At 63.0% G+C, this 12,371-nt stretch carries 12 protein-coding genes and 1 tRNA gene; 4 read left to right on the top strand and 9 right to left on the bottom strand.

Annotated elements, in window-relative coordinates; translation table 11 throughout:
- Positions 1–17: 17 nt before the first annotated feature.
- The 9 genes from RAK07_RS10780 to RAK07_RS10740 all read right to left on the bottom strand — a co-directional run bounded on the left by RAK07_RS10780 (position 18) and on the right by RAK07_RS10740 (position 7,051).
- Complete coding sequence (locus tag RAK07_RS10780) at positions 18–401, bottom strand: hypothetical protein (RefSeq protein WP_305732836.1); 384 nt, start codon at positions 399–401, stop codon at positions 18–20.
- 98 nt (positions 402–499) lie between these two features.
- Positions 500–575 (bottom strand) — tRNA-Ala (locus tag RAK07_RS10775).
- Between the two features lie 15 nt (positions 576–590).
- On the bottom strand, positions 591–1,514 hold the full coding sequence (locus tag RAK07_RS10770; RefSeq protein ID WP_305732835.1) for a diguanylate cyclase: 924 nt from the start codon (positions 1,512–1,514) through the stop codon (positions 591–593).
- Positions 1,498–2,358 (bottom strand): HDOD domain-containing protein, encoded by an 861-nt coding sequence (locus tag RAK07_RS10765; protein ID WP_305732834.1) that lies wholly within the window; start codon positions 2,356–2,358, stop codon positions 1,498–1,500. The genes RAK07_RS10770 and RAK07_RS10765 overlap by 17 nt, the downstream gene beginning before the upstream one ends.
- Entirely contained in the window at positions 2,339–2,677 is a 339-nt protein-coding gene (locus RAK07_RS10760; protein WP_305732833.1) for a hypothetical protein, read from the bottom strand. The genes RAK07_RS10765 and RAK07_RS10760 overlap by 20 nt, the downstream gene beginning before the upstream one ends.
- A gap of 93 nt (positions 2,678–2,770) precedes the next feature.
- Positions 2,771–3,673 (bottom strand): DMT family transporter, encoded by a 903-nt coding sequence (locus RAK07_RS10755; RefSeq protein ID WP_305733511.1) that lies wholly within the window; start codon positions 3,671–3,673, stop codon positions 2,771–2,773.
- Positions 3,674–3,675: 2 nt separating this feature from the next.
- Positions 3,676–4,131 carry a PPC domain-containing DNA-binding protein gene (locus tag RAK07_RS10750; RefSeq protein ID WP_305732832.1) on the bottom strand — a complete coding sequence of 152 codons (456 nt, stop codon included), beginning with the start codon at positions 4,129–4,131 and terminating at the stop codon, positions 3,676–3,678.
- Positions 4,132–4,338: 207 nt separating this feature from the next.
- Positions 4,339–5,250, bottom strand: a complete 912-nt coding sequence (locus tag RAK07_RS10745) for a TP0624 family protein (RefSeq protein ID WP_305732831.1) — start codon at positions 5,248–5,250, stop codon at positions 4,339–4,341.
- A 121-nt stretch (positions 5,251–5,371) separates the two neighbouring features.
- On the bottom strand, positions 5,372–7,051 hold the full coding sequence (locus tag RAK07_RS10740; protein WP_305732830.1) for a methyl-accepting chemotaxis protein: 1,680 nt from the start codon (positions 7,049–7,051) through the stop codon (positions 5,372–5,374).
- Between the two features lie 182 nt (positions 7,052–7,233).
- Between RAK07_RS10740 and hisI the strand changes: the two genes are divergently transcribed.
- The 4 genes from hisI (at position 7,234) to RAK07_RS10720 (ending at position 12,361) form a co-directional block, all read left to right on the top strand.
- Entirely contained in the window at positions 7,234–7,611 is a 378-nt protein-coding gene (gene hisI, locus RAK07_RS10735; RefSeq protein WP_305732829.1) for a phosphoribosyl-AMP cyclohydrolase, read from the top strand.
- A complete protein-coding gene (gene hisG, locus RAK07_RS10730) occupies positions 7,608–8,483 on the top strand; it encodes an ATP phosphoribosyltransferase (protein ID WP_305732828.1) in 876 nt (291 codons plus the stop codon). Before hisI ends, hisG begins: the two co-directional genes overlap by 4 nt.
- A gap of 445 nt (positions 8,484–8,928) precedes the next feature.
- Positions 8,929–10,980, top strand: coding sequence for a PocR ligand-binding domain-containing protein (locus RAK07_RS10725; RefSeq protein WP_305732827.1), 2,052 nt, complete (start codon positions 8,929–8,931; stop codon positions 10,978–10,980).
- A gap of 91 nt (positions 10,981–11,071) precedes the next feature.
- Positions 11,072–12,361, top strand: a complete 1,290-nt coding sequence (locus RAK07_RS10720) for an HD domain-containing phosphohydrolase (RefSeq protein WP_305732826.1) — start codon at positions 11,072–11,074, stop codon at positions 12,359–12,361.
- Positions 12,362–12,371 lie beyond the last annotated feature (10 nt).

Raw genomic sequence — 12,371 nt, 5'->3', positions numbered from 1 at the left:
CGCAGACGGCGGAGCAGCTACCGTCCGGCAAGCAGCCGTTCCTTGACGGCATCGTCCAGCAGGCTTTCCTCGATCGCCTCCCTGACCCAGGGTTGCCGGGAGCGGACCAGCACCGCGGCCACCCCTTCGGCAACGGCGGGGATATCGGACCAGAGGGCCGTGCGCAGGGTGTGCAGTTCATCGGGATCGGCCGGTGCGCCGTCGGCCAGCTCCCGGCAGCGGCGGCAGAGCAATGCCAGGCGCTCCATTGCCACCTCCCGGTCCGGCTGCTGGTCCCAGGGGCGCAGCTCTTCCTTGTCCTCGCACCATTCGCAGCGGAACCCGGCCCGTTTGGCCAGTTCCTTGCCCAGACGGGCAATCTCCGCCAGCCGTTCCTGGTGTGCGTTGTACCCTTTTGCCATGGAAGCGGACCTTTCTTTGGAGCGGTTAAGACAAAACTGCCGGTAAATGCGAAAACAGGCGTCTGCATGCCGGTCATGCGACGCCCGCCTGGTAGCTGTGGTGGAGATGAAGGGATTCGAACCCTCGACCCCTGCCTTGCGAAGGCAGTGCTCTCCCAACTGAGCTACATCCCCGTCGTGTGTGCCTTTTTACGCCGGCGTGGTGCGCTTGTCCATGACAAAACTGCTGCCCGGGTCCTGCTTGGCCTTTTTCTTCAGTTCCGCCGCCACCTCGGCCACCCGCGCCGCGTGGGTGATGCTGGGAGAGTCCGCCAGCACCACGGCGATGGAGACCCCCAGGATCGGCACCTCTTCCGGTTCTCCCTTGCGGTTGAACGCCTGGTAAACGCCGGAGGCGCGGGTCTGCTCGTCAAAGAGTGCCTGCACGATCTGGTCGAAGTGGCGGATGATGATCTCGCAGACCTGCTCGGCCCGCTCCCGGGGGACGATGAAGACGAAGTCGTCGCCTCCCACGTGGCCGCAGAAGCCGCCGCCGGTTTCCCGCACCGCGTTGGACATGATCCGGGCCAGCATCCGGATCACCTCGTCGCCGTGGGAAAAGCCGAAGACATCGTTGTAGGGCTTGAAATGGTCGATATCCACGTAGCAGACCGCCAGCGGCAATCCCATGGACTCGTCGATGGCCCGGTGGATGGAGGTGTTGCCCGGCAGACGGGTCAGGGGGTTGTTGTCGAAAATTCGCTTGATGCGGGAGAGGGACAGGGTGATCCGGCTGAACAGCTCGGAAAAGTTGAGCGGCGTGGTAACGAAATCGTCCAGGGGGAAGTCGTCCCAGGACTCCTGTTCATCGTGGGCCGGGAAGATCCCCAGAATCGGGATGGTGCTGAAGAAGCTGTCGCTGCGCACCATGAAGAGCATGTCGCGGCAGCCGATGCAGGGGGAGGAAAAATCGACGATGATCAGGTCCGGCGGGTCGGAGTAGAAGGTCCCCAGGGCGGCGGTGGAATTGGTGACCACGGTGACCTGGTACCCCTTGCTCTGCAGGCGCAACTGCAGCAGGGTGGTCAGGCTCGCCTCACTGGAGATGAGCGCGATCCTAGGCCGGGGAGACATTGGCGCCTTGCAGTTCCATGCTGAAGTTCCGCACTTCCACCAGCTTGTCTTCGAAGTCGAGGACGATCTCCTCCAGCAGCTTTTCATTCAGCCGCAGTGTTTCCCAGGCAAGGGGCTGGATGGCGGGAATGTACTGGTCCCCGCTGTGGCCGAAGCCGGCCGCCTTGACCAACACGTCGGCCAGATGCACCACCGAGGTCTTGATGCGGTGGTCGCCCGAAGCGGCAACGTTGTGATGACAGGAGATCGGCTCGCAGAGCTTGTCCGGCAGGTACCAGCTCTTGGAGAGCCATCCCCCCACCTCGGCGTGGTCCGTATCCAGCACCGCGCGCTCCGCTTCACTGACGTAGAGTTCGTCCGTCTGCACCAGGCTGCGGATGCGCTGTGTCTGGTCGGCGCACTTGAGGCCGATGATTACTTTGCCGATGTCGTGGAGCAGCCCGGCGGTGGCGATCTCCTCCACCTCCGGCAGGGAGAGCTTGCGGGCGATGATGTTGGCCGCCGTGGCCGTGCCCAGGGAGTGCTCCCACAGCCCCACGCTGTTCTTTTCCATGATCTCGAAGATGGAAGAGGAGAGCGCCAGGGATTTGACCACATTAACCCCCAGCAGGATCATGGCGTTGCTGATGGTGGAAACGCGGTAGAAGCCGTAGGAGGGCGAGTTGGCCAGACGGAGAATGCGGGCGGAGAGAACTTGGTCGGTGGAGACAATGCGGGCCATCTCCTGCACCGATGAGCGGTCGTCGTTGGAGAGGGCATTCAGCTTGTTGATGACACCGGGCAGCGTCGGCAGCGTCTTGGTGTCCATGATGATTTTTTTCAGCTCACTCCGCCGGTCGTCCACCCTGTTCTCCCATCATGTCGCTGATCTGTCTGCGGTAGATGTTTCTCAGTATCAGATTGTACCTGTTGTCCAGGGTTTTGGCAAAGCGGCGTTCCAATTCCTGAAGCTGCTGCTCCGGGCTTAAGTCCCCCTCCAGGCGTACCGGATGCCCTTCCACATAGAGCGACTGGACCCCCAGTTGTTGCAGGCGAGCCAGCAGGCTCGCCGTCAGGACGGTTCCCCTGCCGCAGATCGGAATACCGGCGGGGCTGCCGCTGCGGAAGATGTCCCGGGCCAGGACCATGTCGGGAGCTGCAAGGTTGATGGGGATCTTTTGCATGGACCACATCGCTTTCGTGGCGAACTGTGCCGCGATACTAGAAAATGTGCCGCGCAAAGTCAAACGGCAAATCCGGGCGGGACGGCGTGCGGCTCATCCCGCAGGGCGGTAGCGTTGCAGCAGGCGTCGCTCCTGCAGGTAGCGGATCGCCAGCGGCACCACCACGGCCAGGAAGATCAGGCCGCAGCCGAGCCACTCCCGGGGCGCCAGCCGCTCCCCCAGTACACCAAAACCTGCCAAAAGGCTCCAGACCGGATCGAGGGTGTAGATCAGGCCGGCCTGGGTCGGGGTAACGTAGCGCTGATAGGTGTTCTGCAGGGTGAAGCAGATCACGGTGGAAAAGACGGCGCAGTAGGCGATGGCGAACAGTGCCTCCCTGCTGACCTTGATAGCGGCGGGTTGTTGCAGCGCCACCGTGCTACCGGCCATGAGGGCCACCACCGAGAACTGCACCAGGGAGATCAGCCAGACATCGTCGTCTTTCAGTACTTTGGAAACGGTGATGATGTGCACGGCAATGAAAAAGGCGCAGAGGGTGGAGATCAGGTCTCCCCGGTTGAATCCCTGGCCGCCGCCCGCCGCCAGCAGGGCGATGCCGCCGGAGGCCATCAGGATGCCGGCCAGGTGGGAGGGGCCGATCCGCTCTTTCCAGAGGATGCGGGCAATCAGGGGAATGAACAGGACGAACAGGTTGTTCAGGACTCCTGCCCGGGAAATGCTGGTCCCCTTGATCCCCACCACGAAGGTCAGGTTGGTGACCCCCAGGGCCGTACCGACGATGGCGCCGCGCAGGATGGTGGTCCGGTCCAGCCGTCCCAGGCGGGGCAGGCAGAGCGCCAGCATCAGCAGGCTGGCCAGGCTGAAACGCAGCAGCACGAAGATCGCCGGCGGCAGGTCCCGGGCGCCGATCTTGGTGAAGAGAAAGCTGCCGCCCCAGAAAACGGTGGTCAGGATCAGAAAAAAGATAATGCGCCCCCGGGAGGGGGAGGGGGGCATGGTCACGGCGTGCGGCCGCCGCTGCCGAAGGCAAGCAGGGCAAAGCCCGATGCCGGGTCAAGGCTCCGCACGGCATCGGTGCCGAGCAGTTCCGTGATCACCGCCTCCACCACCAGAAAGGTCCTGCTCGCTTCCCGAAGACAGCCGGCGCGCACCTCGTCGCCGCGGCCGTAGGCGCCGTGAAAATGTACCTTCGGCTCGTCGCCGCACCAGAAGATGGTGCCGAACCCGAACGCCTCGTGATTGTTCCGCAGCTCCCGCCAGACCGGCCGGGGAGGCATTTCGTCCCCTTCCGGCCCCACCACGTAGCGTCCCCCCTTCATCCCGCCCACCAGGGAAAAGCAGGCGGCTTTCAGGTTTTCGCGGCGGGCGATGGCGGCCAGACCGGCCAGCAGATCCTCATTATCGCCGAAGCGGGCAATGATGACCCGTCCCGGCGTTCCTACGCGGTACTCCATGGTTCGCTCCTGTTGTGATCCTGGCAACGAGACTTCCGCCGGTTCCCCGGCAGACGGCTCCCGCGCATTGGCGTGGCAGCGAGATAGGGTGGTCGTGGGGCAACCTCGCCATGCCACCGCCGAAACTGTCGAGGCCCTGCCGGGATCGACCGGCAGGGCCTCGGGGTAACCTCCGGAATGTCCGGGGGAAACGCTGGTCCGGGACGGCTACTTGAGCACGAAGGCCACCCGGGCATCGGCCATGAAGCCGCTGGTCAGGTTGGCGGCATGGATCTGGTTGGCGGTCGCGGCAGCCACCTGGAGGTCGGAGGGGCTCACAGTGCCGGATGCCGTGACCACCAGCGGATTTTTCACGCCACGCTTGCCCAGGGCGGCACGGGCCTTGTCAACGCTGTTGGTGTACTCGCCGCAGCCCTGCTCCACCAGCACCTTCTGGCTGATCTTGGCCGGGTCGTAGAGCACCTGGCCGTTGGGGCTGAAAATACGGTTGATCAGCGCCGGGCGGAAGGACTGGGCCGTGGCGTCGATGATCAGGCCGTCGTAGGCCTGGGGAGCTGCCGGAGGCGGCGGCACGTCGGCAGGGGGAACGTAGGCCGGTTTTTCAACTTCCTGCTTGATCTTGGGTTCGTTGAGAATCTTCTCGTACATCATGGCGCCGAAGCTGCGCGGGCCGCTCATGCCCACCTTGAGGATGACCAGGGCGCTCTCCTCACGCTCGTTCCAGTCCTTGACCACCGGGCTGAATCCCTTGATGAAGGCGCTGACCGAGGATTTGATCACGTCCGACTCCACTTCGGCATCCCGTACCGTGGTCTCGCCGACGATGGAGACACCTTTCAGCAGTTCCGCCAGGGCACGCTGCGCAGAAACCTCGGCAGCCCGCAGGGCGGTGAGCCGCCGCTGGGCACCGGTGGTTCCCTTCTTGGGGACCCCTTCGCCCACCACTAAAATGGCATCCTGGGCGAATGCCTGCTCAACGGTGACGGTGACGGTGACCTTTTCCTTCTTGATGTATTCCCGGGCCATCTTGTAGTTTTTCAGATCTACCGCTTCGTCCGCCTGGGCCACGCCCGCGATTCCCGCCAGAGCCAGTGCCGCCAGTAAGAGCCTGGTTTTCATGCCGTATCCTCCCTCGTCTGTGTAGGTTTGTGTATGTGCCGTCAGGCGTTGTTGACATACTGGTGAAGCATGATACCACCAATTGGCCGAATGTAAACCGGGCCGTTGCAGGTGCCGCGGCTCAGGAGGCCGATGCCCCCTTGAAGCCGGCCAGCGCCTGTTCGAGATTGCCGATCTGGCTCGACAGCCGGGTGGCCATTTCATCCATGATCTTGGTGGTTTCCAGGTTGCTGGTGGCGCTGGCCTCCACCTGTTCCGCGGAGCTGACGATCCGGTCGCTGCCTTCGGACTGGATCTGGCAGGCGTGCCGGATCTCCTCGATCATTCTGACAATGGCCTCACCCGAGGCGGCCACGGCGGTGCCGGCATCGCTGTGGGCCCGGGCGTGGCCATGTACCCTGGTGGCCAGCTGGCGCATGCTGTCCGATGCCTGACCGATCACCTGGGCGTTGCGGGTCTGGTCGCCCGTGGCCCGCACGATCTGTTCCACCATGGAGCGCACCTCGTCGGTGGCCAGCCGCATCTTTTCTCCCTGGTGGGCATGCTGCTCGGTGGCGTTGGCGATTTCGTTCACCAGTTCGGTGGCGATCTTGACGCCGTTGACGATCTTCTGCAGTGCTTCGCCGGAACGGCGGGAGAGGGTTTCCCCCTCCGTCACCGCCTGCTCGGAAAGGTTGATGGCCACCACCGCCCGTTCGGTTTCCTCGGTGACGCCGTTGACGATCTCGGCGATCTGGCGGGTGGAGGCGGTGGTGCGGCGGGCCAGTTCCTTGATTTCGTGGGCCACCACGCCGAACCCTTTGCCGTGCTCGCCGGCTTGGGCTGCGATGATGGAAGCGTTCAGGGCCAAAAGCTTGGTCTGCTCGGTCACCTCGTCGATCACCTGCAGGATGGTGCCGATGCTGGCGGCGTGGACCGACAGCTTCTCAATGGCCTGCTGCACGGTCCGGGAAGCGGTGCGGATCTGGTCGATGCCGCTGATGGTGCTTTCCACCGAGGCGTTGCCCTGCTCGGCATCGTGCAGCACGTCGGCTGAAATGTGGGCCGTGGTCTGGGCACTCTGCTCGATCTGGCGCACGGACTGTTCCATTTCGGCCACCAGGATCACCGTGCCGTTGGAGGTCTCCAGCAGCCGGTTCACACTCTCGCTTACCTGCAGTTGTCCTGCGGACATCCGGTTGATGGAATCGCTGACCAGTTCCACCGAGCGGAGCAGTTGCTCCACCAGGGTGTCGATTTCGGTGGTGCTGGTCGCCATTTCGGTGACAAAGGTGGCGTTGTGGGTGGCCATGCGGGACAGCCCTTCCACCGCCGTGCTGACCTCACCCACCGACTCCCGGATCTGCAGCACCACCTCCTTCAGGCCGGCGGTGGCATGGAACTGATTTTCGGCACTCAAGACCTCCTGGGCCGCCACGTTGCCGATGATCTCGCCGATGGAACCAAGTTCGGCCGCCGCGCCGCGGATGCTGCGCACGATACCCTCCAGCCGCTCCAGCATATCGTTGAAGTTGCTGTTCAACATCCCCACTTCATCCTGGGCCAGATCCTCGCCCCGCACCGCCAGCTCCCCTTCGGCCGCCTGGTCCATGACCGCTGCCAGCCGGCGGACCCGGCTGGCCAGCTTCCGGCGGGCGAACATCACCAGTACCGACAGGAAGAGCAGGGCGTTGATGCCGGCGAGCATCCGCAGGCCCTCGCCGGTGAAGCCGACTCCCAGCAGGCTTGCAACGGACAGCACGGCACCGGTAGCCAGCAGCAGTCTGATCAGTTTTGATCCGAACCCTAAGTTTTTTGCCATGTGAACGACTCCGCAACGGCGTGGTTGATGCATGATCGGTCCAGCGACAACGTTTTCGCTTATACCTGAAAAATCGCTAAAAACAAATACCTTCCACACCTGCTGCCCGGCGGTTGTCCGGCCTTGCATTTTGTCCGGCCGCTCTCTATACTGCCCGCACCATTTTTCCGGAGGGTATGCAGATGATCCATATTGATTTCGACAAGATGGGCGGCCTGATTCCGGCCATCATCCAGGACTACAAGAACGGCGAAGTGCTCATGGTGGCCTTCATGGACCGCAAGACCCTGGACCTGACCCTTGAGACCGGCAAGACCTGGTTTTTCAGCCGCACCCGCAACAAATACTGGATGAAGGGGGAGGAGTCCGGCAACACCCAGGAGGTGATGGAAGTGCTCACCGACTGCGACGCCGACGCCGTGGTGATCAAGGTCAGGCAGAACGGCCCCGCCGCCTGCCACACCGGCAACCGCAGCTGTTTCTACGTCAAGTGGGAGAACGGCCAGTGGATCGAGCACTCCAACCCCCTGTTCAATCCCGAGGAGGTGTACAAGAAATGAGTACGGTTCTGCGATTCGGCATCCCCAAGGGGAGCCTTGAAGAAGCAACGGTGGACCTGTTCAGGCAGGCCGGCTGGAAAGTGGGCATCTCTTCCCGCAGCTACTTTCCCACGGTGGACGACAGCGAAATGAAATGCCACCTGATCCGGCCCCAGGAAATGGGCAAATATGTGGAGCGGGGCACCATCGACGTCGGCATCGCCGGCCGGGACTGGATCAGGGAAAACGACTCCGACGTGGTGGAAGTCTGTGAAATGGTCTACTCCAAGGTCTCCCGCCGTCCGGTACGCTGGGTGCTGGTGGTGGCCCAGGATTCGCCCGTACAGAAGCCGGAAGACCTGCACGGCGCCACCATCTCCACCGAGCTGGTGGGCTTCACCAGGCGCTACTTCGCCGAGCGCAACATCCCGGTTAACGTGGAATTCTCCTGGGGCGCCACCGAAGCCAAGGTGGTGGACGGCCTCTGCGACGCCATCGTGGAGGTCACGGAAACCGGCTCCACCATCCGGGCCAACAACCTGCGGATCGTCTGCGACCTGATGGAATCGGTGCCGGTCATGGTGGCCAACCGCGCCTCCTGGGAAGACCCCTGGAAACGGGCCAAGATCGAGCAGGTGGCCACCCTGATGCAATCAACCCTGCGGGCCGAGGGGATGGTGGGGCTCAAGCTCAACGCCCCGGCCGACAGGGTGGACGCCATTACCGGCATCCTGCCCAGCCAGAAGGCCCCCACGGTGGCCCACCTCTACAAGTCCGACTGGGTCTCCATCGAAAGCATCCTGCCGGAAAAGGAAGTCCGCCGGATCGTGCCGGAACTGCTGCGGCTGGGCGCCGAGGGGATCATCGAGTACCCGCTGAACAAGATCATCTGAACCAACGGTGGCCGGCGGCGGCGGAACAGCGGTTTTCGCCGGTAAAAACACTGGACAGCAGGCTATGAATGCGCTACATACCTCCATCAGATAAACCTATCGAACCTATTGCGTAAAACTATCGCAGCGAGATTGACATTATGTACCGCCATCGAACTCTGAGACGCGACATATCCGACGTCTTGCCAAAAGACCCGCCCCAAAGGCGGGTCTTTTTTGTTTTCCACAAAGTGTGCAAACATTTTTGCAATGGTCGTGTAAGGCGCTGGAATCAATTCGTAAAAAAGCTGTGTAAAGTTTCTTTGTGGTTTTTTGATACCGTGTTTTATTTTGTTGTTTTTATAATTATTTAGGAATGTTATGTGTTTTTGAAGGTGTGGAGGCCGTGATCGACGTGCTCTGCTGGGGCAGCGGGCTGTCATGAAGGTCACGCAGGGGAGGACGCATGATCAATCTGACATTCAGTGAACTTGTCGACCTGGAGCAGGTGCGTCAGCTGCTCGAATCCCACAACCGGCTGTCGGGCATGGCCTACGGCCTGTTCGACGCCAACGAGACCAATCTTATCGCCGTGGGATGGCAGGATATCTGCACCCGCTTCCATCGGGTACATCCCGGCACCGCTGTCTGCTGCCAGGAAAGCGATGCCTACATCAAAGAGCATCTGTGCGACTGCCCGGAAACCTTTCTGGAGTACCGCTGCAAAAACAACATGATCGACATCGCCATGCCGGTAATTATCGACGGCAGGCACCTGGCCACCTTCTTTGCCGGACAGTTCTTCTACATCGACTCTCCCCCGGACCGTGCCTTTTTCCTGAAACAAGCTGAAACCTTCGGGTTCGATACGGAAGAGTATCTTCAGGCCCTGGACCGGGTTCCGTTGCTCAGCCGCGAACGTATCCGGCATAACGTCGAATTTCTCCATACCATGGTTCAGGTTCTGGCCGGCTCCGGCCTGAAGAACCTTCGGCTCGCCCGGGAGATGGAGGAGCGAAAACGGGTCGAAGAAGAGGTCCGCGCCATCAACGATGAACTCGAACAACTGGTGACGGAGCGTACCGCGGAACTCCGGCAGGCCAAAGAACAGGCCGAGCGGGCGAACCAGTCCAAGAGCATTTTTCTGGCAAACATGAGTCACGAAATCCGCACCCCGCTGAACGCGGTCCTGGGATTCAGCCAGATTGTCCTACGGGACCCGAACCTGTCAGCGGAGAGCCGCCGCAACCTGCAGACCGTCAACCGTTCCGGCGAACACCTGCTGACCCTGATCAACGACGTGCTCGACATGGCCAAGATCGAATCAGGGCGCATGACCCTGAAACAGGCGCCCTTCGACCTGCCTGCCCTGCTGGCGGACATTGCCGACATGTTCAGCCTGCGGGCCTCCGCCAAGAATCTGCAGCTTGTCCGGCACCTGGAACCGGAGATGCCGCACCATGTGGAGGGGGATGCCGGAAAGCTGCGTCAAATCGTGATCAACCTGTTGGGAAACGCCGTCAAGTTCACCGACGCGGGGGGGATATCCCTGCGGGCCCGCACCACGGAAACGGACGGCCACCAGTGGCTTGAGGTGGAGGTGGAGGACAGCGGCCCCGGTGTCGGGCCGGAGGATAGCCAGCGGGTGTTCGATGCCTTCAATCAGTCCGAGGTGGGCAGACAGACCCAGGGGGGGACCGGACTGGGGCTCACCATCAGCCGCGAGTATGCCCGGCTCATGGGGGGCGACCTGACCGTGACCAGCGATCCGGGGCATGGGGCCTGCTTCCGCCTGGTCGTGCCGGTTGCGACAACCGACGCTGCTCCGGCCGCCGCGTCCATGGGGTATCGCCGCCGTGTCGTGCGGCTCAGGCCGGGGCATCCTCCCTGCCGGATTCTGGTGGTGGACGACCGGGACACCAATCGGGAAATTCTGGTGAAAATGCTCGCCCCCCTGGGGTGTGTCCTGATCGAGGCGGTCAACGGCCGGGCCGGTGTCGAGGCGTTCCAGCTCCACAAACCGCACCTGGTCCTCATGGATGTGGTCATGCCGGTCATGGACGGCCGGGAGGCCACCCGCCGCATCCGCGCCCTTCCGGAAGGGCGGAAGGTGCCGATTATCGCCGTGTCGGCCAGCGTGTTCGAAGACCAGCTCCAGGACGTGCTGGAAGCCGGGGCCAGTGAATTTCTGCGCAAGCCGTTGCGGGAGGAGGAACTGTACGCCAAGGTGGCTGCCTGCCTCTCCTTTGAATTCGAGTATGCGGAGGAGGAGGCGGAACCGGCGGCGTCAGCCGCTTCCCCTCCGGAGGACCTCGGTCGGGAGCTGGCGTTGCTGCCGCGCGAGCTGCGTGAAGAGCTGCTCCCCTCAGCCGCCAGAACACTCGACAAGGCCCGATTGCTGGAGCTGATGGCGCCCCACGGGGACAAGGCGCCGGGGGTTGCGGAGCGGCTGCGCTTCCTGGCCGACCGGTATCGGTTCGATCTGATCGAGGAGTTGCTGACCAGCGGCGGATCGTAACAGCCGGACCGTGCCGGCCGGCTGCCGGTGCTGCCCGGAAAGGAAGAGGGGCGGGGTACCCTGCTGCGCCCCGAGCTATGGGGAGGTGTGTATGGCCGAAGAAATGGGCACGGTTCTGATTGTGGACGACACCCCGGCCAATCTTCAGTTGCTGGAGTCGATCCTGGTGGGGGAGGGGTACGCGGTGCGGGCCGCCATCAACGGGCGGATGGCGCTCACGGCGGTGCAGGCCCGGATCCCCGACCTGATCCTGCTGGATATCACCATGCCGGAGATGAACGGTTACGAGCTTTGCAGCATCCTCAAGAGCGATCCCCGGCTCGCGGAAATCCCGGTGATCTTCGTCACCGCCCTGAACGATGTGGTGGACGAAGAACGGGGCTTTGCGGCGGGAGGGGTGGACTTCGTCACCAAACCGGTCTGCCCGCCGGTGGTTCTGGCCCGGGTCAGGACCCACATCGCCCTCCACCGGGCGCAACAGGAACTGCAGGAGTGGAACAGCAACCTCAAGGTGCGCGTCAAGGGGCTCTCGTCGCTGGTTACCCGCAACGTCCAGAAACTGGGGGCCATGGATATGAACCACCGCTACCACCGCGAAGAGTGGCTGGAGATTCTCACGCGGCTTCTCGACATGATGGACCCGGAGCTGCTGGGCCATGCCAGCCGGGTCGCGGCCCTGGCCGCCGCGGTCGCCGGAAGGCTGCAGTGCACCCGGCAGGAAACCGAGACCATCAGGATCGCGGGGCTGCTCCACGATATCGGCAAGGTGGGGCTGCCGGCAGGGGTGACCTCGGTACCGGAGGAAAAGCTGCCCGACAACCTGAAGCGGATCTACCTGACCCATGCGGTGCGGGGCCAGCTGCTGATCAGCCATATCGACTGGCTGAAGGAGGCAGGGGTCCTGATCCGGCACCACCACGAGCAGATGAACGGTTCGGGGGTTCCCGATCGCCTCATCGGTGCCGAAATCCCGCTGGGGGCCCGAATAATTGCCATTGCCGACTACATGGACCGGCTGGTGAGCCACGCCACGGCGGGCACGACGCTGTTCACGGTCATGAAAAGCGTGCGCAACCTGGCGGGACGGAGCTTCGACCCGAACCTGGTGGCCTGCTTCGAGGAGGTCGCGCCGGGGGTGCTTGCCCGTCCGGCCACCGACAAGGGGCAGAAGGAGATCGCTCCGGTCAAGGGGCTGCAAAGCGGTGTCGTTGCGGCGGAGGACCTCTACAGCGGCACCCGCATCCGGCTGCTGGAACGGGGAGAAGCGGTGACCTCCGCAACCCTGTCGAGGATTTCGCTGGCGCTGGAAATCGATCCCCCCGAATGCACTACCCTGGTGGTGACCAGGCCCGCTAGCGGCCAGACCGGGGAGCAGGGGTAAGCGGACACTG

It is taken from the genome of Trichlorobacter ammonificans (genome assembly GCF_933509905.1).
GTDB classification, from domain to species: domain Bacteria; phylum Desulfobacterota; class Desulfuromonadia; order Geobacterales; family Pseudopelobacteraceae; genus Trichlorobacter; species Trichlorobacter ammonificans.
The sequence above is the reverse complement of the archived record's forward strand: the minus strand, read 5'-3'. Positions and strand labels throughout refer to the sequence as shown.

Excerpts from the sequence above, each read along its gene's own strand:
- RAK07_RS10780 (WP_305732836.1), bottom strand. The coding sequence starts at position 401 with ATGGCAAAAGGGTACAACGCACACCAGGAACGGCTGGCGGAGATTGCC.
- RAK07_RS10770 (WP_305732835.1), bottom strand. The coding sequence starts at position 1,514 with ATGTCTCCCCGGCCTAGGATCGCGCTCATCTCCAGTGAGGCGAGCCTG.
- RAK07_RS10760 (WP_305732833.1), bottom strand. The coding sequence starts at position 2,677 with ATGCAAAAGATCCCCATCAACCTTGCAGCTCCCGACATGGTCCTGGCC.
- RAK07_RS10755 (WP_305733511.1), bottom strand. The coding sequence starts at position 3,673 with ATGCCCCCCTCCCCCTCCCGGGGGCGCATTATCTTTTTTCTGATCCTG.
- RAK07_RS10750 (WP_305732832.1), bottom strand. The coding sequence starts at position 4,131 with ATGGAGTACCGCGTAGGAACGCCGGGACGGGTCATCATTGCCCGCTTC.
- RAK07_RS10745 (WP_305732831.1), bottom strand. The coding sequence starts at position 5,250 with ATGAAAACCAGGCTCTTACTGGCGGCACTGGCTCTGGCGGGAATCGCG.
- RAK07_RS10740 (WP_305732830.1), bottom strand. The coding sequence starts at position 7,051 with ATGGCAAAAAACTTAGGGTTCGGATCAAAACTGATCAGACTGCTGCTG.
- hisI (WP_305732829.1), top strand. The coding sequence starts at position 7,234 with ATGATCCATATTGATTTCGACAAGATGGGCGGCCTGATTCCGGCCATC.
- hisG (WP_305732828.1), top strand. The coding sequence starts at position 7,608 with ATGAGTACGGTTCTGCGATTCGGCATCCCCAAGGGGAGCCTTGAAGAA.
- RAK07_RS10725 (WP_305732827.1), top strand. The coding sequence starts at position 8,929 with ATGATCAATCTGACATTCAGTGAACTTGTCGACCTGGAGCAGGTGCGT.
- RAK07_RS10720 (WP_305732826.1), top strand. The coding sequence starts at position 11,072 with ATGGCCGAAGAAATGGGCACGGTTCTGATTGTGGACGACACCCCGGCC.